We start from the raw sequence: 25,166 nt of genomic DNA on the forward strand, positions 1-25,166 counted from the left end.
CACATAGCGATCAGTTGCCCGATATGAATAGCAAAAAGCCCGGTGATATTGACCGGGCTTTTTATTTTAACACACTCAAATTATTCACTTTTTCTGCTGTTGAATAAACTGCAATAATTCAGCTTTTGCCATCGGTTTAGCGTACAAGAACCCTTGCACTTCATCACAGCCCATACCAATAATCACACGCTCTTGAGCAGTAGTTTCTACCCCTTCAGCAATGGTGGACAACCCTAGCCGCTTACCTAAATTAATAATGGTTTCAGCGATAGCGGAACCATTCGGTTTTTCGATGTCATTGACAAAGGCACGATCGATTTTGATGCGATCCAAAGGCAATTGCTGCAAGTAACTAAGCGACGAGAAGCCAATACCGAAATCATCAATGGCAACTTTAATACCGAAACTTTTGAGCTCTTTTAAAGCTGAGATAACAATTTTGGGGTCATCCATCACCACCGACTCAGTGATCTCCAGTTCCAGTAATTCAGGTTTGATCTGAAATTGATTCACGCAATCAATCACCGACTCAACAAAGTGCGGACTGCGAAATTGTGGCATGGATACATTAACGGCGATCCGAAGACCATGAAAGCCCTGCCGCTTTAGCTCTTGCACCTGCATACAAGCCTGCTGCAACACCCAGGCCCCAATTTCTACAATCAGCCCGGAGTATTCAGCCAAAGGAATAAAGACTGCAGGCGAGACAAAACCACCGCCTTGCTGCGGCCAGCGTAGCAGAGCTTCCATACCAATCACCTGGCGGCTCTTCAAACAGATCTGTGGCTGGTACCAAAGTTGCAGTTTATCCTGGGCAAAATCATGTCGAAGGGTACGCAGCATCGCCAGCCGATCAGCCGTTTCTTCTTCCATTTCCGGGCAGTAGTACTCAAAGTTGTGGCTAATATTTTTCTTTGCCTTATTCAGAGCAATATAAACATGCTTGAGAATGCTCAGTCCCAGCTCACTACTGTCAGCCAAGCGGCAAAAGCCGTATGTGGCATCTACTTGCAAGCTATGTTCTGATGCTTGAAAAGGCTCCATAAATAACGTATTCAACACTTCAGGAGTAAGCACCTTCTCTGAGCCAATCAAACCAAAAACATCAGCGCCGATCCGGCCAATCTGAGCATCGTTACCCAGTTGTTGAACCAATCGTTGCGTCACCGCAATCAATAACTCATTCCCCACATCCTGCCCTAAACCGTCATTCACATCGGAGAAGTGATTAATATCAATCAAAACCGCCACACTATCTTTGGCACCTAGACGGCGGGTATCTGCCAATAAGGTAGTGAACTCGTTTCTATTCGGTGTTTTAGTGAGGGGGTCAATATAAGCGGCGTGCCGAAGCTGCTGAAACAAGGTGACGTTTTCATAACCAATAGAGATATTGCTGAGAAACACCTCGATCAATTGCCGGTCAAAATCTTCAATCGGCCGATTGGTCTCTAAATAAACCGCCGCGCAATGCTGGCCAGTACCAAGATATAAGGCTGTATCTCGAGCATCAAAGATATGCGTTTTCAAGCTCAAACATTCGTTGATGAGCTGAGTAATTCTTTTATTTTCAATGCGTTCCAAGCGGCACTTTATAAAAGGCGCATAATGCCCAGCCGCACCTAACACGTAAATAGCATCGGCATTGCTGCCATCATCTTCTATTTGAGCACAAAGCACCCCCTCGGCATGCAGACCAATCAGGGACGAAATCTGTGTGACCACCCCTTCGGAAAACTCATGCAGAGAGTGCTGCTCCAGCAGGTTAGCGCCGGCATTGATGATCTTTTGCAAGCCAATGCGATTCTGGTTGATGGTACGTATTTGCTGGTAGGAGCGAATAGAGGCAATAATGGTAGTGACTAACTTGCTGCGGGTTAACTCGGTTTTGGTTTTGTAATCGTTAATATCGTATTCTTTAATGACGCTTTCTTCAGGGGCATAACCTGGCTGACCTGTCCGCAAAATAATTCGCGTATCCTCGAGGCCAAGATCCTGACGAATTTGCTCCACCACCTTAAGGCCGGCATCATCAGTTTCCATCACAACATCGAGCAGTACTAAGGCAATGTTCTCATTCGTACTCAGAAATTCGATCGCCTCTTTACCAGAGTAGGCATGATGAAAATGCAGCTGCTTTCCCTCGACCACCACATCAGAGAGTGCCAGCTTAGTGACCGTATGAATTTCGTCATCATCGTCAACGATCAATACATGCCATTCACCCCGAGAAAAATCCAAAGGCTCCGTTGGCTCAGCTTCATCCGCCAAAAACAGAAAATCATTGGTATTTGTTTCAGGCACCATTCAAAATCCTTATTACAACATGATTATTGCCGTCGGATGGACCGCACTTCTATCACCGCTATAAACTATAATAATATACCTTGATCCTATAATCGCAATGCTTAGTGAATCATTTCGTTATAAATATCACTGAATTAATGTGTTTTGTCTCATGCAACCCGATTATGTCCCCCATAATGAAACGAAACCACAACTAATACTTGCCCTTGATTGGAACAACTGCCAGTATCGTTATCATATAAAGACCGGTACTGCAGGTAGGCATGACCAAGATTTCTCCGCACAGTACAACCACTGGGGTAGCACCAGTACAGCGCTCGGGCCTGACGAAAAAAACATCGCGTCCTGGCAGCTCACGTACAGGAAAAAGCCAGACTCGCAAACACCACTTCATAAATAAATACAACCGCTTGGCGGCTTATGCTGGCGTTAACCTTACTGGCGGTGGAGGTGGAGGTAGCGACAAACTACCGGTACAACAACGAGCAGAGCGTCGCTTACGCATGCAGCAAGAACGCCAACAACTTAACTTAGAGCGCATCATTGCATTCAGTGCAGACTATGCGCCTGAATACGTTGCAGAGCGCGATGTGGATCCAGATTGGTTCCATCACTACTGCGAGCTGGCTCTGAATATCTCCAATGCAGCCATGCAACAGTTATGGGCAAAAATTCTAGCTTGCGAAATTGCGGAGCCAGGGCAATTTTCATTGAAGACGTTGTACGTACTAAAACAGATGAGCTATAAAGAAGCCATTGCGTTGCAACACGCAGCTAGTTTGTGCAGCAGAGCACCGAATGAGCAATCAGGACGGATCTACTTTGGAGTATTTCGTCGGCCTTCATTTTTTCGTTTATTGACTGGCAGTAGCCAAGGATTATTGAACCTGAGCCAGTATAATTTAAGCTACCCGACGATACTCAGCTTAATGGATACAGGGCTACTGCATCATGCTGAAATTGAGAGTGGCGAAATTGCTTCAGGTGACAGCTTCCAGTTGAATATTCAGCAGCAGCGCTTTCAATGTGAAGCTCTTAAAAGTGGTCTTGTGTTGCAATATTACAAGTTCAGTCCGTTAGGCGAGGAGCTGCTGCCACTGCTTAATGTACCGTCGCAACCGAACTACCTTGCCGCATTACAACAGTTACTCAGTAAAGACTTCACAGTTACAGCACAGCCTCATTCGCATCAGGCGGCTGAAGACACCAACGCAACAAAGTAGCTACTTTGTTGCTGTCGAGCGGCTTTATCACCACATCGTTCATCCCTGCCTGTTTAAAGCGTTCAATCTCATCAGGTAAAGCGTGCGCGGTAAATGCCAAGATAGTGGTATGCTCAAACTCAGCGTGTGTGCGTAACTGCTGTGTCACCTCAATGCCTGACATGTCAGGCAACTGAATGTCCATTAGGATCAAATCAAACTGCTGCTGTGCACATCGAGCTAAAGCAGCTTGGCCAGTGTATTCAGCAGCGAGGGTAAATGGATATGGTGCCAGCACAGCCTGTAAAAATGCCTGATTGGTTTCATTGTCATCGACGATCAACAAACTAAAGCGTCGCTCTGTGGTTAATTGCTCTGTGCTTGATGCCGTTAAGGTCGGCAAGTGCTGCATGATTTCTTGGTTACTGACCGGTAACACCAACTTCGGGACGGCCTGATCGCTTAGCCACGCCTGCGGGCTCTTACCGTCTGTGAGCAGCAAAACATGTGGCTGAGCCAATAATGCCTGCCATTGGCTGATCGCTTCATCCGGAACCTGCGCTGGCATCAGAACCAACATTGGCGCATCAGCACGCTGAGTCATCGATGGCAGGTCAGTCCACTCTTGAAGCACATTCAATTGATGCGTCAACCCTTTAAGATTATGCATTAACGAAGGTTCTATCGATGCTTTATCTTTAAAACAGTACAACCGCTCAAGCCGATTTGCCGGTGAGTGGCTGCTCACTTGCACCGGACATTCCAATAGAAAAGAGCTGCCTAGTTCATGCAAACAAGCAACCGACAGCTTCGCATTCAATCGTCGACAGGCTTGCGTGATAAAATACACCTCTAATGGTGTATCTGGCGTTATGGCCAACGGAGCACTTTCAAGCAACTGACACAACTCTTCCGAAAGAGACTCCCCTTTCATCAGCACGGATAATTGCAACCGCCCTAGTTCAGGCTGTAACTGCCAATGCAATGCCAGCTGACTCTGCTGGGTCGAGCGACAACATAAGCGGATCAATGATTGGCAACACAAAGCCAGATCGGCCTCGCTCACACTGATGCTAAAATCGACCGCTTGCAAGTCTTCATACACCTGCAGCTGCTGTTTCTCCTGAACACAGGAGCGCCAGCCAGACATCTGCGATGCAATCCAATCGGCCAACATCAGCTTTGTAGTGGCGACAGGCTTTATCTGCCGTTGCTTCAAAGCCACGCCCTCGAGCAACACTTGCTTCAACCATTGATCAGGCGTATCAGCTACCTGAGCCAACAGCTCTGTAAACTCGCACTCTTGTTCAGCAAGCCGCTGCTGGGCATGTTGCAATTGTTCCGCTTGGGTCGATTGCTCGCTATCATGCTGTTGCCACTGCTGCTGCAATTCTACCAGTTGCTCCGCCAGCTCCGTTCGTTGTAATTCATGCTGTTGTTGCTGTTGCTGGATCTGTTCAAATAACTGATTAAAGACTGAAGATAACGGATGCTGCTGAGCAAGCCGGACATGGTGATCACCATCGAGCCAGCGTAGTGCTAGTTGCTTAAGATCTTCGCTACTTAACTGCAAAAAGTTTTTCTGCCTCTGTGCAGTTAACCACAGCGCAAACAGCAACAAACAGGGTACCATCAACCAAATCAACATTTGCCATAACCACAGTCCCCAAGGAAACTCCGGGCTTCCGGCTTCAATCAACAAATACCCCCACTCCGTCGGTTCGACAGAAAGTGTTAATGGCTGACTAGACAGCACTCGATCATGATGTACACGATGAAACTGATGTTCGTTACCAAACCAGCCAGATTCAGGCTGCTCGATTAAGGTTCCTAACCCGGTTGAGTTAAGAACATCGCGTTCAGCATTTAATAAGGTAATGGAGTGGATAGGAAATAGCGCTTGGTGCTGGGCTTCCGAAAATAAGCTATTGATGTCCTGTTCGCCTGCATCTTGCAGTAGCAATTGAGTCGCCTTTGCCAGCAACTGATTCATAGTGGTCAATTGCTGTTGATGATCGTCACGAACCTGATGATGCACCTGAAAGAAGGAAAGAAAAGTGGTAAATAACAGGGCTAATAGTAAGCTCAGGCCAATGACACGACTCATAGCTTGATACTCATGCGCGTTCTCCTAACAACCACTAAATCCATCCTCACCGGCCTAGAACCTAAGTTCTAAGCCGGCAAAGACGCCCTTAGCATCGACATCCGTGCTTAGTCCGTCCATATTATCCAGCGTGAACTGCATAGACTGATACCCCAGCCGCACCGCTGCATCCAGTGCTATAGTATCCATCATGTTGTAACTCAAGCCACCACGAAAAGCGCGAACATCATGCCGACCTTGAGTCAGCCCGCTCAACTCAGCAAACACCTGCAGACCTGTACCGATTATATTTACACCGCCAGCTGCGTAGAGCATAGGCAGCGTATCATCAAGCGTTTGACGGCTGGCACTTTGAGACGTCGCAAGAGCAACCTCTGCAGCTCCATCCAGTCGCTTAAACTGGATCCCTACATCCAACTCGACCAAGTTGTTATCCAAAACTTCGTAATACAACACCAGATCCCAGTGCGATAGATCAAGGGTAGCATCCAACACAGAGCCTACCGAAAATTGCTGTCCAGCCAACGCAAAGGTTTGATCGAGTTCTGTTGAGGCCGTGTGTTTTAGTGATTGATAGCCAAGTCGTGCATTTGGAATAAATGGCAGTGGATGCTCCAACGTCACACCATATGCTAGCTGATTTTTATTTTTATAATCGAATGGATGCATCACTCCGGTCTGACCAAAGGATCCGTCAGCCTTGGATTGCCAGCTATCAAGATGCAATGCCACAGAAAAGAAATCTGCCTGAACATAACCAGACATCAGTAATGGCAAAGCACACAGAGCGCTCCCTAATTTTTTCATCATATAATCCTTAACGCCGAGGAGGCATAGTAAGCTGTGCTTGTACTGGTATTGAGTGGCCATCAGCAAAGTGCAAAGTCAATTCCACAGATTGATCCGCAATCAATTCAACCGACGGATTGAATAACATCAGGTGCAAACCACCCGGCTGTAGCACGACTTCACTATGAGCAGGGATTTCAATATGATCCACTTCCTGCATCCGCATCATGCCATCTACATGGGTGTGGGTATGCAACTCAATACGCTCAAAAGCGTCTGAAGCAACGGTTGTTAATTGCTGGAGTTGATCCGTATGATTGACCAGAGTGAGGTAACCGGCTGTCACGGTTCGGCCAGGCATGGGAACCCGAACTATGACCTCATCTGCAGAGATCGTGGCTGGAACCGCCGCCATCACTGGGGTAAATAAACCAAATAAAATAAATAACAGAGTTAAAGTAACGACACGGAATGCGTTCATAGCAGCCTCTTTTCTATGAAATACAGAGGACTACAGCATATCCTTTCTCGTGCTCAGGCACCAGCCTTTGTCATACCCGACTAAAGCAAAAAATTAATAATTAGGTAAAATCATGGCAGCAAGGCCGTACGCCACCAGCATGGCCAATGGAAAACAAATAAAAAGCACGATGGCCATTAGACGGATCAGGCCAACAGAATGATCGTAGTGCTTGGCAAAGCCAGCACAGACGCCTGCTAATTTACCGTGCTGACGATCCAGCCGCAATTTTTGGTTGTATTGCTCTCTCATGGTATGACTCCTTCATTCACTCTTGTCAATAAACAGCCCGGACTACAAACGCGGGCTTAACCATCCAGTTTAGGCCGTAACCAGAAGCATACAGCGACCACTGGGATCATGCTTAGTACTGGTGTTAATAGCAGCAGCAGTAACTCGGTTGCAAATAACATTACTCGCCCAGCTCGTCATGTTGCTTTTTAGCCACGACCAGCTCTACATCGGCTTTGGCTGCTGATTTAACATCAACCTCGGCAGTATGTGGAATAGATTGCGCTGCTTGCTGAGTCATCTGCAGGATCCAATCCCGAGAGTTTTGCTTGATCTGCTCTTGCAATTCAATCGCCTGCTTTTGCAGCAACTCGGTCATCAGCTGACTCATATTGATGTCATTAGCTTCAGCTGAAGGTTGAAACGCAGTGGCACAAAGTACAACGGTGGCAGCAAAAATTGTTTTGGTTATCATGGTATTCTCCTTGGTGATTTAATTATTGTCATAATGACCACCAAGGTAATTCAAGAGCCGTGCCAACTTTAAAAATAAAATTTAATCATTAAATATCAATGACTTATATTAAATTCATGAAGTAAGAGATGAGACAGGAGGTAAGGAGAGAATTATACGATGGTGAATTTAACCACTGATGTAGTGAAATACACCACCCTACCAACAAGCAGCTTGAAGCTTAGCTTCGTTATCGGCGGACGTGAGCCAATGCCGCCAGCAATAAATCAGGCCCCGATGTTGCTAAGTGGCCTTTTTCAGATAAAGTACGCCGCCACTGCCTGGCACCGGGCACCCCTTGAAACAGACCCAGCATATGGCGGGCAATTTGCCAGAAGCGGGCGCCTTGCTGCATCTGCAGCTCGATGTACGGAATCATCTGCTCTACCACTTCGTACGGAGTAAAGGCAAAAGCATCCTCGCCATACAACAACTCATCTACCTGACTGAGCATCCACGGATTGGTATAGACTTCTCGCCCCATCATCACACCATCCAGGCCAGCCAATTGCTGCTGACAATCGGCCAGCGTTTTTAAACCACCATTCAATGAAAAACTCAGCTGCGGAAAATCCCGTTTCAATTGATGCACCCGAGGGTAATCCAGTGGTGGGATCTCACGGTTTTCTTTCGGGCTCAGGCCTTTCAGCCAGGCTTTGCGGGCGTGAATAATAAAATGTGTGCAGCCAGCATCAGCACATTGCTGCACTAAATCAACCAGAAACTCGTAGCTATCCTGCTCATCAATCCCAATGCGGGTTTTCACCGTGACCGGAATATCCGCTTTGGCTTGCATCTCGGCCACACAAGCAGCTACCAGCTCAGGCCGGGCCATCAGGCAGGCACCGAACATCCCATTCTGCACCCGATCCGACGGACAGCCGACATTGATATTAACCTCATCGTAACCACGCTCAGCAGCAAGGGCAGCACAACGCGCCATATCCACAGGATCGGACCCGCCCAATTGCAACACCACCGGGTGCTCAGCCTGGTCAAACAACAGGTAATCGCCTTTGCCATGAATAATGGCGCCGGTCGTCACCATCTCGGTATAGAGCACCGCCCGCTTCGACAACAAACGATGAAAATAACGGCAATGCCGATCCGTCCAATCAAGCATCGGGGCAACGGAGAAGGTGTGGTTGATAGCAGCGGTCACGATGTTCTCTATACAGCAAAAAATTAGCTGGCTATTTTAGCATTGAACGACTCGACGCTAAAGTCACTGTAAAAAATCAATTCATACTGCTCAGTAATAAAGCAAAGGGGCCAGATGGCCCCTTCTAATCATTAATCATGTGGCCTGACAGTGCTTACACCATCGCTTGCGCTTTAACCATCTCATTTACTTTGTAAGCTTTGTACTTGGCATCGAGTCTGAAAAATAATCCAACAGGTGCGTCATATACTCGCTGCATTTTTGCTGCTAGCCCTACGGTCAATTCACTTTCACCATTAATTAAGCAGGTAATCGTTGACTTGGTCACACCAAGATCGCGGGCTGCATCAGCAGCAGTCAGGTTCTTACGTTGCAGGAAATCGTGAAAATGAGTACCAGCACCACCCGGGGCGCTAAGCAGGCCCATTTCTGTCAGGTCATTTGCTGTTAAAAACTTAGTACTCTTTGTCATGATGTTATTCCTAGTTTATTGGGATAAGCACTAATTCAAAGCAGCAATGACGTGCTCTGGATCGCGCTCAATGGCTCGAAGTAGCGCCTTTGCAGGCCCGGTAGGCTCACGCCGTCCTTGCTCCCAGTTCCGTAAAGTACCTAACTGTACATCGATTAAGTTTGCAAAAGCCGCCTGCGTTAATTTAGTTTTTTTACGGATCGCTTTTACCTGCACTGCAGCAACAAAGGTTTCACGGGAAGGTTGGCGCTCACCTCGAACAATTTCATCCATCTGCTGAGTACTTGCCAGCAGTTCATTAAATAGATTGTCGTTCATATCACCACCTCTCAACTATATCTCTCAATAACTTCAGTTGTTTGTCTGTTAAGCTATCCTGTTCATTCTTCGGATAAATCAGCAGCAGCCTTATATGACTGTCGGGCTGAACATAATAATAAATGATCCTTACGCCGCCACTTTTCCCGTGGGTTTGCATGCCCCACCGTACTTTTCGCAAGCCACCGCTACCCTTAATTATTTTTCCTGCATTTGGTGTATTAGCAAGATATTGTTGAAACTTGCGATACTCATCCTCACTCATTAGCTCTTTAAGCCGTTTCGTAAAAATGGTGGTTTCAACGAATATCACTATCAGCCCTCACGACTGCGTCAATGGCGTATATAAAGTAGATTATACACAAAATAAAGGAAAAGCATAGGATGCAGAAAGACGGTAACGGAAGCCAACGAAGCTTAATTTTAAGTCAGTACGAGCACCAACCTATCGATAAGCCCCTGTAGAGTGCTACTCTGGTGGCGTTCCGTTTATATGTGACGATTACTCACTTGCTACTTTCATTTCGATATAAAAACAGCTGCCCTGACCGAACACGGAGTCAAAACCGATGCTGCCTGACATGGCTTCCATCAACTCCTTGCTCAGTGCCAGCCCAAGCCCGGTGCCGCTTTTAGCTCGGCGGCTGGTGCTATCAGCCTGGGAGAACTTCTGGAAAATCTTGCTTTTGAAGTCGTCGCTGATGCCTGGCCCATGATCATGTACTTCCACCCGTGCTACCGTCTCAGTGGCTAGTACCACAACTTGCACAGCGGCATGATCTGGCGAAAACTTAATGGCATTAGATAGTACATTGGCCAGTACCTGCAACAAGCGTTGTGGATCAGCTATCACATCAACCGCTCCCTGCAATTGATTGTCCAGTAGTAGTCTGATATCGCACTTAAGCCCATAGGGCTGATTCTCTTCGATGGCTTGTTCTACTATCTGTAGTAGTGAATGTGGTGCGATATCAAACTGCATTTTGCCCGCTTCAAGCTTTTCAATATCCAACAAGTCATTGATAAGAAAATTCAGCCGTTTGGTATTACTTTGAGCCACTTTTAATAAGGTTTGGCTTTGCTCTGGCAAGTCACCCAGTGTGCCTGATAACACAAGTCCAAGCGCACCATTGATGGAGGTTAATGGTGTTCTTAATTCGTGACTGACGGTGGAAATAAACTCATTTTTCATTTGTTGCAGACGTAAACGTTCACTGATGTCATAGGCAATACCCAGGTAGCCATGGATACTACCATCCTGATGCCGCCGGGGAGTGACCAGCAACTGCACAGGCAGCGCTTGACCGTCTTTTCGATAATAAGTCCACTGCCTGCTTTCAGAACCATGGAGCTCAGGCAATTCAACAAAGACCCGAAAACCATGGACTGGATAGCCTAGCAACTCAGTTAACTCTTCGCCTCGTTTTTGAACGGCAGCTTGATCATGGAATAAGGCCGGAGTGGCTTTGCCGATGACTTCACCGGCAGTGTAACCAAGCATTCGCTCGGCTCCGTAGTTGAACAATTGAATAATACCGTCATTATCAACCGCAATAATCGATACTTCGGAGGCTGCATCCATCACATTCTGCAGTAAATAGGTTAATTGGTCACGTTCTTGTTCGGCCTGCTTAATGTCAGTAATATCCTGCACAGAACCAACCAGACGTCCGGCGCTGATAGCGGTGGCAGGTATGTAACGAGCCATGAGATGTACCCAGCGGATAGCGCCATCAGGCAAGGTTATGCGATGCGCCAGGCTGTGGTGCCCATCTTCAATCGCTTGCTGTTTGCTGACTTCCAGCAACTGATGATCGTCTGGGTGAGCCATTTCCATATAACGCTCAAAAGACATAGGTTGCTGCGGATCAAGCCCGAAAATATCGAACACAATCGGCGTCCACTCCAACTCGCCGCTGTTCAGGTTCAGCTCCCAGAAGCCAATTCGCGCCAGCCGGCAAGTTTCATCAAGTCGCTGCTGCGCCTGTGATAATTCCTGATGCAACTTGTGTTGTTGCAAGTAGCTATGCACTGTACTGGCCACTGATGCCATGGCAGTCATAAAGTTTTGCTCACTGGATTGCCAGTGTCGTGAGGTGCCTACCTGTTCTGCACAAATAACTCCTACCATGCCCTGCTCTGATACAATCACAGCATCCAGCATCGATTTGATATCCAAAGGCTTGAGATAGTCCTGATTAAATTCAGCCGTCGCCGGGTTGTGTTGTGCATCATCAATTGCTAGAACGTTGTTACTTTGCAACGCAGCAAAATACCGTGGGTAGCATTGCTGCCGAAGTTCAGCACCCGAGCTATGTTGTTGCGATTTACGCTCAAATAAGTCTTCGGTAAGCAAAGCCGCGCCATCTGCGTTAAACAGCCAAATACTGACCCGCTGCACCTGCAATGCCTCACTGATTTGCTCAGTTAAATAGCGCCATGCACTACCTGCTGTGGTAGAGAATAACTGCGGCGCAGCCAGGACCCCGGCCTGAATCGCACTTAAACGCAGTTGCTGCTGTTCTAGCTGTTTAAGCTGAGCTCGCTCCTGCTGCCACTCTGCAAATTGCGCATGCAGCAAACTATCTGCAATCTCCCGCTCAGCAATATCTGCCAAGTCCCGCAACAGCTTCAACTCGTACTGCTCCATACTTCGTGGCTTTGGGCCAGCCAGGCATAAAGTGCCAAGCCGGTAGCCTTTCGGATGATGCAAAGGAGCTCCGGCATAGAAGCGGATACCATTGTCAGCGACTACCGCCGGATGGTTAACAAAGCGTTCATCCAATAGTGTGTCAGGCACCAACAGAATATCGTCACTTAAAATAGCATGAGCACAAAAGGACAGTTCCCGGGCCGTTTCACATTCATCCATACCTATTTTTGATTTAAACCATTGCCGATGCTCATCGATGAGCGAAATCAGTGCAATGTCGGTTGAAAATAGCTGCTTGGCAAGCCGGGTGATACGGTCAAACCGCTGCTCAGGCGCAGAATCGAGTAGCCCGGTTTCATACAGTGCGGTTAAGCGCTCGGCTTCGTCAGCCGGAAGTGGAGCTGCTGTCATGAAAATTCCATTGGCTCAGCTGTATTTAAATGGGTTAGATTTGAGTATTCGATGTTTTCATAATAATAGCAAATCATCTACCGTGTATTTGTCGGGTGACAGCGGATGCTGCTATGGTAAACTGAAGCAATAAAAGACAGGAGCCCATCATGTCCATTGAAGTTTTGGTCGAGAAAGCACGCTCGCATTGCATACAAAACGGCAGTCGCTTTACCGCGATCCGCGAAAAGGTATTTCGATTATTAGCTACTACTGAAAGCAGTGTCGGTGCTTATGAGCTGCTGGAACAACTGAAAGCCACCGAACCCGGTGCGAAGCCTGCTACCATCTACCGGGCATTGGATTTTCTCACCGAGCAAGGATTTATTCATAAAATCGAATCCAGCAATGCCTTTATGCTGTGCCATCACTTTGATCACCAGCACCCGGCACAACTGTTGATTTGTGAGCAATGTGGTCATGTTGCCGAATTGCACTCTCACACTATTCAGCAACAGTTTACGCAACAAGCAGCTAAAGAAGGCTTTATCATCAGCCGACAAACTATGGAAGCGCATGGGCTTTGTGCACGTTGCAAAGCAAACCACTAAGCGGTGTAAAGCGTATTGCTGTACTTGTTTATTCAATAAACTCTATCTACGCTTATAATTAACCCTTTGTGTTGTATCTAAATTAACCTGACAGGCCTATTTTACATGAATGTTGAATTCGTCAATCCATTTCTCTCTTCTCTAGTCAATGTATTGGCCACTATGGCCAATACCACCATTACGCCTGGTCAACCGCGGTTAAAAAAAGATGAGGTCGCAAGAGGCGATGTGTCTGGTTTAATTGGCATGGTTGGCAATGAAACCAAAGGCTCATTCTCCATTACCTTTGAAGAGAAGCTCGCGCTTGAGATCATGTTTCGAATGCTGGGTGAGCGGCCACCAAAAATCAATGAAGAAGTCACGGATATGGTGGGTGAAATCACCAATATGGTCACTGGTGGTGCCAAGCGTATTTTGGGTGAGAAGGGCTATGAGTTTTCCATGGCGACGCCAGTGGTGGTCTCAGGTAGAGAGCACACCATTACCCATAAATCGGATGGCCCGAAGATCCTGATGCCGTTTAACTCAGAGTTCGGTAAGGTGCATATTGAAGTTAGCTTCGATAATATGGGCGGTTAATACCGCTCATAGCGCCGAACTATTGTAGTGAAAATCAACCCGAGGAGTGATATTACACAGCAACTCATACGGGATGGTACCCACCTTAGCCGCAATCTCTGCCACGGGTAAGCCTTGCCCCCACAACACCACTTCATCACCTGATTGAACAGCATCAGTACCAATATCAATGGTCAGCATATCCATCGAAACCCGGCCTACGATCGGGTAGCGTTTGCCATGCACTAATACTGGCGTGCCATTGGGCACATTGCGTGGATAACCATCGCCATAGCCAATGGCTACCACGGCCAGGCGAGTCGCTTGCGGGGTTTGCCAGGCCGAGCCATAGCCAACGGTTTCTCCTGCAGCAATAGAGCGTACTGCAATTACCCGGCTGCATAACGTCATTACTGGCTTTAGCTCAATAGGCATCGCTTGTTGCTGCAGCATCGGCGAAACCCCATACAGCATGATCCCAGGGCGCACCCATTGCTGGTGGCTCTCAGGCCACGCCAACACGCCGGCAGAATTAGCCAGTGAGACTTCACCGGCAAGACCTTGGCTATGATGATAAAAACACTGCAGCTGTGCCTGAGTATCCGGGCTTTGTCTATCGTCAGCGCAGGCAAAGTGTGACATCAATCGAAAAGCAGGCAAACAATTGGGGCTTTGTGATAACCGCTGGTAAGCGGTCTGATAGTGTTCCGGCATCAAACCAAGCCGATGCATACCAGTATCCATTTTTAACCAGACCCGGATCGGTGCATCCAGCTCAGCGGCAACGATGGCATCCACCTGCTCTTGCTGATGCACCACTACTTGCAAATTGCTGGCAACAATTTGTGGCAATTCATCTGCATCAAAGAACCCTTCAAGCAGCACGATGGGCTTCACCACTCCACCTGCCCGCAAGGATAACGCTTCATCCAACCTTGCGACGCCAAATGCATCGGCCTGTTGCAGTTGCTCGGCAACCTTTAACATACCATGGCCATAGGCATTGGCTTTTAACACCGCCAATACTTTACTCTCTGGCGCCAATTGTCGAACCTGCCGCAAGTTATGCTGCAGCGCCGTTAGATCAATACGAGCCACTGGCTTACGCAGCATGGTTAATCCTCGTCGAAACGATAGCTACCGGCATAGTTGTCGAAGCGGGAATACTGGCCATGAAAAGTCAGCCGTACCCGGCCGATCGGGCCATTCCGCTGCTTACCAATAATGATTTCAGCAGAACCTTTGTCCGCAGTGTCGTCGTTATACACTTCATCACGATAGATAAACATAATTAAATCTGCATCCTGCTCGATGGAGCCGGATTCCCGTAAATCCGAGTTCACCGGCCGCTTATCGGCCCGTTGCTCCAAACTACGATTTAGCTGCGATAGCGCCACCACCGGCACTTTCAGCTCTTTAGCCAGAGCTTTCAATGAACGCGAAATCTCGGCGATTTCTAAGGTGCGATTTTCGCTCATACCAGGCACCGTCATCAACTGCAGGTAGTCAACCATGATCATGCTTAAGCCACCGTGCTCACGGGCGACACGACGTGATCGTGAGCGCACCTCAGTTGGTGTCAGACCAGAGGCATCATCAATGTACATCTTGCCTTTGCTGTTGAGCAATTCGATGGCTGAAGACAACCGTGCCCAATCTTCATCCTGCAACTGACCGGTACGGATCCGGGTTTGATCGATGCGACCAATCGATGCCAGCATCCGCATCATAATTTGTTCCGACGGCATCTCCAGGCTGAATATCAGCACCGGTTTGTCTGAGGTGATGGCAGCATGCTCTGCTAAGTTCATGGCAAAGGTGGTTTTACCCATCGAGGGCCGGGCGGCAACGATGATGAGATCCGATGGCTGCATGCCATTGGTCATCTTATCTAAATCAACATAGCCGGTAGAGACACCAGTCACCCCATCGGATGGGTTGCTGAACAGCTCATCTATCTTCTCAATGGTTTTACCTAAAATGTCATGAATAGGCTCGGGCCCTTCATTGGCATTGGCGCGCTGCTCAGCAATCTTAAATACCCGGGTTTCAGCAAAGTCCAATAGCTCGGCACTGGTGCGACCCTGCGGGTCATAGCCTGCATCGGCGATATCGTGCGCCACGCCAATCATATCGCGGATCACCGCTCGCTCGCGCACAATTTCCGCGTAGGCCAGAATGTTGGCCGCACTCGGGGTATTTTTTGCAATTTCGCCCAGATAGGCAAAACCACCTACGTCATCGAGCTGCTGGTTTTGTTCCAGCGCCTGTGACACCGTGATTAAATCCATCGGTTGATTGCGTTCGGCTAACCGGCTCAAGGTGGTAAAGATCAAGCGATGAGCGCGTAGATAAAAATCTTGCTCCACCACCTTTTCTGACACCCGATCCCAAGCCTCGTTATCGAGCATCAAGCCACCCAACACCGACTGCTCAGCCTCGATGGAATGCGGCGGCATTTTTACTGCAGCTACCTGCTTATCTTTTTGCTTTTGCATAATTCCGAAATACAATGAAATGACCCTGCCATCCTACCCCGAGCGCAGCGGAATAAAAAGCAAGGCAGAGAAAAAATTAGCCATAAAAAAACAGGCAGCTCCGTGAGGAGACTGCCTGTTTTTTCAAACCAGACGGCTTAGGCTTCGGCAACAACTACCAATTTAACGGTAGCAGTTACTTCAGCGTGCAGCTGCAGGTCGATATCGAATTCGCCAGTCTCACGTAAAGTGCCATGTGGCAGTTTTACTTCAGACTTAGATACCGCTACACCAGCTTCAGTGATAGCGTCAGCGATGTCGCGAGTCCCGATAGAACCAAACAGCTTGCCTTCATCACCGGCTTTAGAAGCGATAGTCACTTCACCTAAAGCAGCAACTTTCTCAGCACGCTCGTTAGCAGCTGTTAAATCAGCAGCCAGCTTGGCTTCCAGTTCAGCACGACGTTGCTCGAACTTTTCGATGTTGTCTTTGTTAGCTGGTACGGCTTTACCCTGTGGGAACAGGAAGTTACGCGCATAACCGGCTTTTACTGCGACTTGGTCACCCAGGCTACCCAGGTTTGCGACTTTGTCTAAAAGAATAATATTCATTCTGAACCCTCTCAGTATTCGGTTGAACCAGGCGATTAGCTATGTGAATCGCTGTAAGGCAGCAAAGACAGGTAGCGTGCGCGCTTGATAGCACGAGCCAGCTGACGTTGATACTTCGCACTGGTACCCGTAATACGGCTGGGTACGATTTTGCCACTTTCAGTGACATAGTTTTTCAGAGTAGCGATATCTTTGTAATCGATCTCTTTAACGCCTTCTGCAGAAAAACGGCAGAATTTACGGCGACGAAAATAACGTGACATAACACGATCTCCTAACGAATTTGTTCAATGTGTTGGGCGTGCAAGACCAACTTACTCTGGCCGTTGCGTTGCTGGTGTCGGTTTAAAAAGCCCTGCACCCGCACGGTATCTCCCAACATTAAATGCTGAGTTTGTTGTGCTAAATCGCCGCTGCATATCACTTGAATACGGACATAACACTGACGACTCAACCCGGCTTCCTGTTGCTGGCTGCGGTGCTCAAGCACCAAGCTAACATGTGGGATACCGGCCGGACTCTCACTGCGCGAGGGCTGGCGGCATAACTGCCCAGCACACACCAGTTGATTGTCCATTACAACTTACTCTTCAGACGCTGCAGCCTGTTGCTCAGAATCACGAGGAGCACGTTCACGACGCTCTTCACGAACCTTAGCCATCGGTGATGGTTCAACCACGGCACCATTGGTACGCATGATCATGTTGCGCAGCACAGCATCGTTGAAACGGAAAACGGTTTCCAATTCGTCGATCACGTTCTGTGGGGCTTCCACATTCATCAGCACGTAATGCGCTTTGTGTAACTTTTCAATTGGGTAAGCCAGTTGACGACGACCCCAATCTTCCAAACGGTGAACAGTACCACCAGCTTCAGTGATCGAGCCAGTGTAACGCTCAATCATGCCAGGGACCTGCTCGCTTTGATCCGGATGGACCATAATAATAATTTCGTAATGACGCATTGCAGCTCCTTACGGTTAGTTAGCCTCAGTCAGGCTCGGCCGGGCCTGCATAAAGGCAAGGAACATAGTAGATGGCCGAAGGGCGCGAATTATACTGAGGAATTGGCTAAATCACAAGCACTGCTTTTCAGTATCGCCTGAGGTAGGTCAGATGTTCTAAACCGCCAACCGCTGGCGCATGGCTTCAAACAGGCAAATACCGGCTGCCACCGAGACGTTCAGGCTGGATACACTGCCCTGCATTGGAATTTTCACCAGCGCATCACAGGTTTCACGGGTTAACCGACGTAGGCCATCGCCTTCTGCGCCTAGTACGATAGCGAGTGGCCCGGTCAGTTCAGTCTGATACAGGGTTTGGTCGGTTTCACCGGCCGTGCCTATCACCCAGACACCTGCTTCCTGTAATTGGCGTAAAGCGCGAGCTAAGTTCGTTACGGCGATAAAGGGCACGGTTTCTGCGGCACCGCAGGCGACTTTACGCACCACAGGGGTGAGTTTGGCTGCCCGGTCTTTTGGTACCACCACGGCATGCACACCAGCAGCGTCAGCGCTGCGTAAGATGGCACCTAAATTATGCGGGTCGGTGACCCCATCAAGCACAAGCAAAAGTGGGCTGGATTGCTGTTCTACTAACGCCATTAAATCTGCATCGGAACCAGGGGCTGCCAGCCGCACCTTGGCAATAATGCCCTGATGCTGCCCTTCGGCCATTTGATCCAGCGTTTTTTTATGACAAAACTGCACAGCAATGCCCTGCTGCCGCAGCTGCTGTACCAGCGGGTTCATGCGCTTATCATCGCGATCTTTCGCGACAAAGACTTCCAGTATGTCTTGCGGAGAACGCTGCAAAATAGCCTGTATGGCATGAATGCCAAAAACGACATCTGTACTCATAGTAATTCATACCACCTTTACGCTAATTCCATACCCAGGTTACTAACACCCTGCTCTTTTACCCAGGCTTGCAGCTGTTTGACGTCGGACCGTTCAAACTGACGAATACCACTGACGATATCCATCAGCTCCGCCAGACAGTCCATTTCGTATTGCATTAACGGATGCTTACGAACATGCTGCTTTAATTCCGCTTCACTGGTGATATCCAGATCGGCCGATTCGTGTTCAATTAAACGTGCTACCGAGGCCTGAGAAATTTTGGCGACATTGATAAATTCAGCGCCATCTTTGTTGCTGATACCAGATAACAAACTATCCAATGCAGTCGCAGTATCCACGGCTGGGTAAACCCCAAAACAATCGTAATGATTGAGCTCAGGGATCACTTCTGCCAGCTCGTCAGCCAGCCGAGGGAAGTTAATTTTTGCTTTTTTGACCGACAGCCATTCCCAGACTAAATCCAGAGTATGGCGCAGCAGTTCAGCATCACCATATTTCATCACTTCGCTGAATAACTGATAGTTTGGCAGCATTCGCTCCATCAGCGTCGCTGCCACGGCTGCTTGCTGATAAAACCCCAGCTCTCGCAGGCGTTGAAAATTATTTGCTTTCATCTTTATCCCGACCACAGGACCAACAAAAATCGAACCCTGCAGCATTGTCCTCACCACATTGGCATTGCCAATCGGCACCATTTTGCTGTCGTGCTTGTTGTAAAATACGCTCAGCTTGCTCGACATGACGGGGTGCCACCCAAAGACCTACCTGAATATCGGTGGGAGCGAGCTCACCAACAGCACCTAGCAACATTTGCCCGTGATACCTCGCCTCGATACGATGCGTGGCCAATAAACCAGCCAGCAAAGCCGCTTCAAATTCAGTGGCGGCATGATACACCAGTTGCCAGTCAGGCTCACTCATAAGTTCGCTTAGCTCTGCTGCAGTTGTTTTTGGGCATACTCAAATTTCAACTTGAACTCCATCAGTTGCTCTTCCAGACTGCTCACCTGCTCTTGCTGCTCTTGCTGATCTTTTTGTAGTTGCTGCCGCAGCTCCCGAATGGTCTCTCTGGATGCATCCGCTTCCTGTTGTTGCTTTTCTTCCGCCGCTTGCTGACGATTTTGTGCATGCTCAAGCTGAGCCTTCACTTTATCGTGTCGTTGCTGCAGTTCTTGCAACTCGTCAAGCTCTGCACGTTGTAGCTCTCGCTCTTGCTGCAGCTCATTTAATTTGGGCTCTAACTCCGCCAGCTGTTGCTGTACCTTGCTGCATTGTTGCTGCAAGGCAACTTTCTCTGCATCGACCTGCTGTAATAAATCTGTTTGCTGCTGATAAGAGGATTTCAGACTTTGCAGCTCCTGCTGCACTTTAGCCAATGCCTGTAACTTTTCTTTTTGCGCCGCGCCCTGCTCTACCAATTGCTGCGTCAACTCACTATGCGTTTGCTGCAGCTCACCAAGCTCTTGCTCTACTTCTACAAGCTGTTGTTTTATTGGTTGTATTTGCTGCTGCAAGCTTTGGTTCTCAGTAACCAAGCGTTCACGCTCCTGCTCAGCCTGCTGCTGCTGTTTCTTTAATTGCTGCAGTTCTTTTTGCGCCTGTTGCAGTTCTTGCTTCAGTGGCTTTAACGATGCTTGCAACGCTTTGTTGTCTTCTTGCAACCGGGTGAGCTCAGCCCCACCCTTTTGCTGCTGTTTTTCGTTTTGCTGCTCTAATGCCTGCAGTTTCGTTTCAGCTTCCTGCCGAAGCTTTTTTTGCTCAGCTTGCTGCTGCCGACTTGCTTTCAGATCATCTTTATAATGCGCTAACTGCGCTTGATCGGCGGCCAGTTGATGCTTTAACTGGTCAATGTCTTTATGAAGGGCTGCCGCGGTTTCATTATGCTCGGCTTTGTTTGCTTGTTGTGCCTGCTGCAGTTTTTCCTGCACTTGGGCCAGATCATCTTGCAACTGTTGATGTTGCTGCTGCAAGGCTTTGAATTCAGTGTCTTGCTGTTTCTTCTGCTGAATCGCTTGATCCAGTTGCTGTTGGGATTTTTTCAGGCTTTCCAGTTGTTCAGGATCGGATGGAATCGCCATATCCAGCTGTTGTTTTGCTTGCTGCCAATCTTTGAATAACTTTTGATACGCTTGCTCTTGCTCTATCAGGCGCTGTTGCCACTGTTTCTGGCTGGTTTCGAGTAGCTGTTGGCTCATGCTTTGCCATTGATGCTGTTGCTGTTCAACCAACTGCTCGCTAAAACCAGCCAATAAGCTGGTCAACTGTTCTTTCATCGAGTGGGTCAATTGCTCTGGCGCAACGGCCACTTCTTTTTTATTGTTTGTTGCCATAGTTAACCACTTCACCTCTGATGGTGTTCTGACAGCACAGGCCATAAAACACGGATACAGAAAGATTGACTTTTCATCATAAATTCGACTTAGTGTAATAGTTTAGCGCAGAATAAGCGAATCAAAACCTTGCCATCACAGCCACCCGAACTGAAGAGAGTTTTACCATGATGAGTTTAACCACACCAGCCTTATTGTTTCCGGCAATTTCACTGTTATTGCTGGCCTATACCAATCGATTCCTGGTGTTGGCACAGTTAATCCGGGAGTTAAATGAACGCGAGGGCAAGCAGGTTCGTGCGCTGGTTATACGGCAGATTGCTAACTTAAAAAAACGTATTGGCTTGATCCGATCCATGCAAGCCTATGGGGTGCTCAGCTTCCTGTTGTGCACTTTGTCGATGTTTTGCTTGTTTATGCAGTGGGAGTTTGCAGGCCAGCTCAGCTTTGCCGCCAGCCTGATCAGTTTATTGCTCAGCCTGGCGTTATCGTTGTATGAAATTCAAATTTCCTGCGATGCTATATACATCGAGCTGGAATCGATGGAAGGCCGCAAGGAGTAGCTTATCCCTCTGCGGCTGCCAGCTCCTGCAATTGTTGCTTGAGCGGACCACAATCGGCAGTAGTATCGCGCTGTTGCAATGACAAGGTCAGGTCGGCTACTTTCACACCAAACTTATGCAAACTGGTGCGATTGATGATTTGGTCATCACTCACCAGATACATCCAGTCTTTCACCCGAACATCCATATCACTGTCTTGGTATGAAATACGTAAGGTATATTCCCAAAATAGAGCGTTACCTGCTAACTGCCCCGCTGCTTCACCAATCACATCATGCGCAGTCCCAGTCACCTTACCATCGGCGTGCAGCTGCAATTGCCAGTGGCGGTACTCGACCCGATCATCGCTAAAATAAAATACTTCATATAAATCGCCTTGCTGTCCGTGCCACTCGCCACACAAATCGGCAGTAAAGCGCAATGTTTGACGGCCTCGCCAATCTTGCAGTACCCCATATGCTTTACCGGAGCCGACAAAGAACTCATTAAGCAGTAATTGAGGTTGCTCCGCTTTATAATCCATCACCGAGCGACTGCAGCCCGCCAATACAAGAACAGCTAAAGCCCATATTATAGATTTCATACGATTCTCCATTTTTATAATAATACGAAGCGGCTAACGCTTTAGCTCAGCTTTAATACCAGAAAAATTCCTTATCCTGAGCAGCAATTAAACTTGTTAGACAGCAAGCAGTCGTCATCGTATAACTGCGCTCTTTCTCAACAAGGTAGCTGATGATGGAAACTGCACTGGCTGCCGTTCACTCAAACATCGACCAACCAGGCATTGACCAAGTTGTCCCACTACAACCAGTTGAACTTGGGTTTGCTGAATTTGAACAGCATGGCCTTGTAGTGCTCCCTCACTTTTTGCCAGTTGAGCTTATTCAAAGCCTCAAGAAAGAAGTGCAACATCAGGCCAAGTTACAACCTGCGGCCATCGGTCGGGCCAATACCTTGCAGCTTGCACAAGATATCCGTCGCGATAAAACCTGCTGGCTCACTGGGGAAAGCATTGCTCAGCAACTATATATGCAGCAGCTCAATGCCATTTTAACTCAATTAAATCGCTCTTTTTTTCTTGGTTTAACCGGTTACGAATGTCATTTTTCTCACTATCAACCCGGCGATTTCTATCGGACACATCTGGATGCATTCTCCGATCAAGCCAGCCGGCGCGTGACCAGCGTCTGTTACTTAAATGATGTGGAGCAAGGTGGTGAATTGGTGGTCTATGACGAGCAACAACAACCTGTGCTGATATTGCCGCCGCGAGCAGGCACATTAATCTTGTTTGAAAGCAGCCGCTTCCCGCATGAAGTCAAACCCACTGCTCAGCACCGATACAGCATCGCAGGCTGGTTTCGGCAAGATCCGCCAGTATTCTGATAAGCTGTTTTATAGCCCTGCACTCTTTGCTGCGTAATCCAGTGCTATGCCAATAAAGACCACCAGACCGACATAATGATTGTGCAAAAAGGCTTGGAAGCAGTGCTGGCGGCTTCGTCGTGCCAGTCGGTATTGATAGACAAACAGAGTAGCACTAACCAATAATGCCACCCCATAGATCCATCCTAATGCTGCCAGATAACCAACGTAAGCTAACAGCAGTAGAGTCAGGCTCTGCAGAGCCAAAATCACATGAAAACCATAACGGCCAAATAAGATAGCTGTCGATTTAATACCTATCTTCTCATCATCAGGCTGATCTACCATGGCATAGTAGGTATCGTAGGCCACGGTCCAGCATAAATTGGCCAGATACAGCCACCAGACGATGGCTGGCAATTGCAACTGAATGGCCATAAAGGCCATGGGCATGCCCCAACTAAATGCAGCCCCCAGCACCACTTGCGGTAAGTGGGTATAGCGTTTCATAAAGGGGTAACAGGCTGCCAGTGCGACCGCACCAAAGGAAAGTAATACCGTTTGCCAGTTGAGCCACACCAACAAGGTTGCCGCCACGACAAGTAACAAGACAAAAAGCTGCAGCGCTTCGGTGGCCGACACCAGCCCTGCCGCTAATGGCCGTTGTCGGGTCCGGCTCACCGCACCATCCAGATGGCGATCGGCATAGTCATTGATGACACAGCCGGCCGAGCGCATCAATACCACCCCCAGCGTAAACACCAACCATATCGACCATGGCGGGACTCCTTCCGCAGCCAGCCATAACGCCCACCAGGTGGGCCAGAGCAAAAGATAAATGCCAATGGGTTTGTCCAAGCGCATCAATTGCCGGTAATAAGGCCAATGGCTACCTTGTAACTGCCAGTTCATAGCTGATACACCTGCGGCAAGAATGCTTCTACCACCTGCAACGGATGTTGGTCTAGCACAAAAATAGAGCGGCGAGCCCAAATATCTGCTTGTGGGCATTCATGGTGTAGCCCGAGTCGCCGACTATCCAACCGCGCCAACTCGATAGGGCCACGTTGCAATGCTGGATGACGAAAAATAAACTCCCCAAGTGGTTGCTCGCCAAGAACAGCTAAAGGGGCAATCGCCTGCAGAGTCGTCAGCGGTAACCAGCTTTGTGCATAAATCATTGCCTGCTGATCGCAACGTAGGATCACTTCCCGCAATACAGCTCGCTTCGCATCAGCCAACTCGCGTTGTAACCGGGATGGTAATGCATATTCTGCCTCACTCAGAAGTTGCACTTGAAAGAGACTGCTCTTGCTTTTCAAACGAGCGGTTAACGAGTCGGTTTCCAACAGCCACGAGCTCAGGTTCGGCGCCAAATGGAGTTGAGCCGGAGCTTGCCAGTGGGCTTGAAGTAAATAATCTGCAGTCTGTATCGGCATGGTTGTGATATCTGGTTAAAAACCGCCGCATCATAGCAAGTTCAGCGCTACATTTCAGCTTTTGCTTTCATGGCCGATAACCAACCAGCCCCCTTCTATTTTGCAAAACGACGGCTCTACTTGCATGCGGGAAAAGCTGCTATGATCATTAGACTAGCGTTGCTGTACAAATTTACCATAGGTAGCATGAGTGGCATGATGCCATGCCATGTTGATTGATAGATGACAAAGGAAGCTTGGTTTTATGATGTTACGTGCGTTGATGCTTACCACCCTAGTGGCAACCTTGCTGTGCACCGCCCTGTTTGCTGCACCGAGTCAGGCTCGACAGAACGAGCAAGATATTGTTTATTATGGCTTCGATCCCGATATCGTGACCAATTACGTGACCTCTGGCCGTCGCTCGTTGGGTTATATCCGCGTCACTGTCGAATTGATGGTCGCTGATCGACGATACTTGGCCGATATCGAGCACCATGAACCACTGATCCTAAATACCATTATCCGAATTTTTAATCAGCAGCACGAAGATAAAATCAAATCACTAACTGGCCGGGAAGAGATCCGCCAAACCATCCTGCAAGAACTGCAACAAATTCTGGAGCGAGAGACCGGCCAGCAAATGCTGCGTGATCTCCTGTTTACCAAATACCTGTATCAATAGTGGTGCTGTACTTATCATG

At 48.3% G+C, this 25,166-nt stretch carries 30 protein-coding genes; 6 read left to right on the top strand and 24 right to left on the bottom strand.

The genetic code is table 11. From position 1 onward, the window contains the following. Nucleotides 1–84 precede the first annotated feature (84 nt). Complete coding sequence (locus Q3O60_RS08690) at nucleotides 85–2,307, bottom strand: EAL domain-containing response regulator (RefSeq protein ID WP_305893529.1); 2,223 nt, start codon at nucleotides 2,305–2,307, stop codon at nucleotides 85–87. Between the two features lie 263 nt (nucleotides 2,308–2,570). On the opposite strand from Q3O60_RS08690, the gene Q3O60_RS08695 reads away from it, so the two are divergent. After that, a complete protein-coding gene (locus Q3O60_RS08695) occupies nucleotides 2,571–3,530 on the top strand; it encodes a TIGR03899 family protein (protein WP_305893530.1) in 960 nt (319 codons plus the stop codon). Here Q3O60_RS08695 and Q3O60_RS08700 read toward each other — a convergent pair. The 10 genes from Q3O60_RS08700 to Q3O60_RS08745 all read right to left on the bottom strand — a co-directional run bounded on the left by Q3O60_RS08700 (nucleotide 3,475) and on the right by Q3O60_RS08745 (nucleotide 12,686). Further along, entirely contained in the window at nucleotides 3,475–5,616 is a 2,142-nt protein-coding gene (locus Q3O60_RS08700) for a response regulator (protein ID WP_305893531.1), read from the bottom strand. The genes Q3O60_RS08695 and Q3O60_RS08700 overlap by 56 nt on opposite strands. 54 nt (nucleotides 5,617–5,670) lie before the next feature. Beyond that, the gene (locus Q3O60_RS08705; protein ID WP_305893532.1) at nucleotides 5,671–6,426 is read right to left on the bottom strand and encodes a TIGR04219 family outer membrane beta-barrel protein; all 756 of its coding nucleotides are present in this window, start codon (nucleotides 6,424–6,426) and stop codon (nucleotides 5,671–5,673) included. A 7-nt stretch (nucleotides 6,427–6,433) separates the two neighbouring features. Continuing rightward, nucleotides 6,434–6,886 (bottom strand): copper chaperone PCu(A)C, encoded by a 453-nt coding sequence (locus Q3O60_RS08710; RefSeq protein WP_305893533.1) that lies wholly within the window; start codon nucleotides 6,884–6,886, stop codon nucleotides 6,434–6,436. A 93-nt stretch (nucleotides 6,887–6,979) separates the two neighbouring features. Next, a complete protein-coding gene (locus Q3O60_RS08715; protein WP_305893534.1) occupies nucleotides 6,980–7,177 on the bottom strand; it encodes a PspC domain-containing protein in 198 nt (65 codons plus the stop codon). A gap of 160 nt (nucleotides 7,178–7,337) precedes the next feature. Further along, nucleotides 7,338–7,631 carry a hypothetical protein gene (locus tag Q3O60_RS08720; protein ID WP_305893535.1) on the bottom strand — a complete coding sequence of 98 codons (294 nt, stop codon included), beginning with the start codon at nucleotides 7,629–7,631 and terminating at the stop codon, nucleotides 7,338–7,340. A 229-nt stretch (nucleotides 7,632–7,860) separates the two neighbouring features. Next, nucleotides 7,861–8,832 carry a tRNA dihydrouridine(20/20a) synthase DusA gene (dusA, locus tag Q3O60_RS08725; RefSeq protein WP_305893536.1) on the bottom strand — a complete coding sequence of 324 codons (972 nt, stop codon included), beginning with the start codon at nucleotides 8,830–8,832 and terminating at the stop codon, nucleotides 7,861–7,863. Nucleotides 8,833–8,986: 154 nt separating this feature from the next. Further along, nucleotides 8,987–9,304: a helix-turn-helix transcriptional regulator gene (locus Q3O60_RS08730; RefSeq protein ID WP_305893537.1), complete on the bottom strand. Its 318-nt coding sequence runs from the start codon at nucleotides 9,302–9,304 to the stop codon at nucleotides 8,987–8,989. A gap of 30 nt (nucleotides 9,305–9,334) precedes the next feature. Further along, entirely contained in the window at nucleotides 9,335–9,622 is a 288-nt protein-coding gene (nadS, locus tag Q3O60_RS08735; RefSeq protein WP_305893538.1) for a NadS family protein, read from the bottom strand. 1 nt (nucleotide 9,623) lies between these two features. Next, entirely contained in the window at nucleotides 9,624–9,935 is a 312-nt protein-coding gene (locus tag Q3O60_RS08740; RefSeq protein ID WP_305893539.1) for a type II toxin-antitoxin system RelE/ParE family toxin, read from the bottom strand. A gap of 189 nt (nucleotides 9,936–10,124) precedes the next feature. Further along, on the bottom strand, nucleotides 10,125–12,686 hold the full coding sequence (locus Q3O60_RS08745) for a GAF domain-containing sensor histidine kinase (protein WP_305893540.1): 2,562 nt from the start codon (nucleotides 12,684–12,686) through the stop codon (nucleotides 10,125–10,127). A gap of 149 nt (nucleotides 12,687–12,835) precedes the next feature. On the opposite strand from Q3O60_RS08745, the gene Q3O60_RS08750 reads away from it, so the two are divergent. Both Q3O60_RS08750 and Q3O60_RS08755 read left to right on the top strand, forming a co-directional pair. After that, nucleotides 12,836–13,276 carry a transcriptional repressor gene (locus tag Q3O60_RS08750; RefSeq protein WP_305893541.1) on the top strand — a complete coding sequence of 147 codons (441 nt, stop codon included), beginning with the start codon at nucleotides 12,836–12,838 and terminating at the stop codon, nucleotides 13,274–13,276. Nucleotides 13,277–13,381: 105 nt separating this feature from the next. Next, nucleotides 13,382–13,855, top strand: coding sequence for a chemotaxis protein CheX (locus Q3O60_RS08755; protein ID WP_305893542.1), 474 nt, complete (start codon nucleotides 13,382–13,384; stop codon nucleotides 13,853–13,855). Between the two features lie 6 nt (nucleotides 13,856–13,861). Here the strand turns inward: Q3O60_RS08755 and alr are convergent, their stop codons facing one another. The 10 genes from alr to Q3O60_RS08805 form a co-directional block, all read right to left on the bottom strand. Then, nucleotides 13,862–14,947 (bottom strand): alanine racemase, encoded by a 1,086-nt coding sequence (gene alr / locus Q3O60_RS08760; RefSeq protein ID WP_305893543.1) that lies wholly within the window; start codon nucleotides 14,945–14,947, stop codon nucleotides 13,862–13,864. 2 nt (nucleotides 14,948–14,949) lie between these two features. Continuing rightward, nucleotides 14,950–16,332 carry a replicative DNA helicase gene (dnaB, locus tag Q3O60_RS08765; protein ID WP_305893544.1) on the bottom strand — a complete coding sequence of 461 codons (1,383 nt, stop codon included), beginning with the start codon at nucleotides 16,330–16,332 and terminating at the stop codon, nucleotides 14,950–14,952. 137 nt (nucleotides 16,333–16,469) lie between these two features. Next, complete coding sequence (rplI, locus tag Q3O60_RS08770; RefSeq protein WP_305893545.1) at nucleotides 16,470–16,922, bottom strand: 50S ribosomal protein L9; 453 nt, start codon at nucleotides 16,920–16,922, stop codon at nucleotides 16,470–16,472. Nucleotides 16,923–16,957: 35 nt separating this feature from the next. Continuing rightward, nucleotides 16,958–17,185 carry a 30S ribosomal protein S18 gene (gene rpsR / locus Q3O60_RS08775; protein ID WP_091343326.1) on the bottom strand — a complete coding sequence of 76 codons (228 nt, stop codon included), beginning with the start codon at nucleotides 17,183–17,185 and terminating at the stop codon, nucleotides 16,958–16,960. A gap of 11 nt (nucleotides 17,186–17,196) precedes the next feature. Then, a complete protein-coding gene (gene priB / locus Q3O60_RS08780; protein ID WP_305893546.1) occupies nucleotides 17,197–17,499 on the bottom strand; it encodes a primosomal replication protein N in 303 nt (100 codons plus the stop codon). 6 nt (nucleotides 17,500–17,505) lie between these two features. Continuing rightward, complete coding sequence (rpsF, locus tag Q3O60_RS08785) at nucleotides 17,506–17,886, bottom strand: 30S ribosomal protein S6 (protein WP_305893547.1); 381 nt, start codon at nucleotides 17,884–17,886, stop codon at nucleotides 17,506–17,508. Between the two features lie 156 nt (nucleotides 17,887–18,042). Then, a complete protein-coding gene (rlmB, locus tag Q3O60_RS08790) occupies nucleotides 18,043–18,780 on the bottom strand; it encodes a 23S rRNA (guanosine(2251)-2'-O)-methyltransferase RlmB (protein WP_305893548.1) in 738 nt (245 codons plus the stop codon). Nucleotides 18,781–18,797: 17 nt separating this feature from the next. Beyond that, on the bottom strand, nucleotides 18,798–19,397 hold the full coding sequence (locus Q3O60_RS08795) for a YjaG family protein (protein ID WP_305893549.1): 600 nt from the start codon (nucleotides 19,395–19,397) through the stop codon (nucleotides 18,798–18,800). After that, complete coding sequence (locus Q3O60_RS08800; RefSeq protein WP_305893550.1) at nucleotides 19,384–19,704, bottom strand: putative signal transducing protein; 321 nt, start codon at nucleotides 19,702–19,704, stop codon at nucleotides 19,384–19,386. The genes Q3O60_RS08795 and Q3O60_RS08800 overlap by 14 nt, the downstream gene beginning before the upstream one ends. An 8-nt stretch (nucleotides 19,705–19,712) precedes the next feature. After that, on the bottom strand, nucleotides 19,713–21,113 hold the full coding sequence (locus Q3O60_RS08805; protein WP_305893551.1) for a coiled-coil domain-containing protein: 1,401 nt from the start codon (nucleotides 21,111–21,113) through the stop codon (nucleotides 19,713–19,715). A 170-nt stretch (nucleotides 21,114–21,283) separates the two neighbouring features. Here Q3O60_RS08805 and Q3O60_RS08810 point away from each other — a divergent pair, with 170 nt between their 5' ends. Next, complete coding sequence (locus tag Q3O60_RS08810) at nucleotides 21,284–21,676, top strand: DUF2721 domain-containing protein (RefSeq protein WP_305893603.1); 393 nt, start codon at nucleotides 21,284–21,286, stop codon at nucleotides 21,674–21,676. 1 nt (nucleotide 21,677) lies between these two features. Here Q3O60_RS08810 and Q3O60_RS08815 read toward each other — a convergent pair whose 3' ends face one another. Further along, complete coding sequence (locus Q3O60_RS08815; RefSeq protein WP_305893552.1) at nucleotides 21,678–22,259, bottom strand: DUF3833 family protein; 582 nt, start codon at nucleotides 22,257–22,259, stop codon at nucleotides 21,678–21,680. A 152-nt stretch (nucleotides 22,260–22,411) separates the two neighbouring features. Here Q3O60_RS08815 and Q3O60_RS08820 point away from each other — a divergent pair, with 152 nt between their 5' ends. Then, entirely contained in the window at nucleotides 22,412–23,065 is a 654-nt protein-coding gene (locus Q3O60_RS08820) for a 2OG-Fe(II) oxygenase (protein ID WP_305893553.1), read from the top strand. Nucleotides 23,066–23,074: 9 nt separating this feature from the next. On the opposite strand, the gene ubiA is transcribed toward Q3O60_RS08820, so the two are convergent. Both ubiA and Q3O60_RS08830 read right to left on the bottom strand, forming a co-directional pair. Continuing rightward, entirely contained in the window at nucleotides 23,075–23,956 is an 882-nt protein-coding gene (gene ubiA / locus Q3O60_RS08825) for a 4-hydroxybenzoate octaprenyltransferase (protein WP_305893554.1), read from the bottom strand. Then, nucleotides 23,953–24,483: a chorismate--pyruvate lyase family protein gene (locus tag Q3O60_RS08830; protein ID WP_305893555.1), complete on the bottom strand. Its 531-nt coding sequence runs from the start codon at nucleotides 24,481–24,483 to the stop codon at nucleotides 23,953–23,955. Before Q3O60_RS08830 ends, ubiA begins: the two co-directional genes overlap by 4 nt. Before the next feature lie 244 nt (nucleotides 24,484–24,727). On the opposite strand from Q3O60_RS08830, the gene Q3O60_RS08835 reads away from it, so the two are divergent. Continuing rightward, on the top strand, nucleotides 24,728–25,147 hold the full coding sequence (locus Q3O60_RS08835) for a flagellar basal body-associated protein FliL (RefSeq protein ID WP_305893556.1): 420 nt from the start codon (nucleotides 24,728–24,730) through the stop codon (nucleotides 25,145–25,147). Nucleotides 25,148–25,166: the final 19 nt, after the last annotated feature.

This window comes from Alkalimonas collagenimarina (assembly GCF_030717845.1).
GTDB classification, from domain to species: domain Bacteria; phylum Pseudomonadota; class Gammaproteobacteria; order Enterobacterales; family Alteromonadaceae; genus Alkalimonas; species Alkalimonas collagenimarina.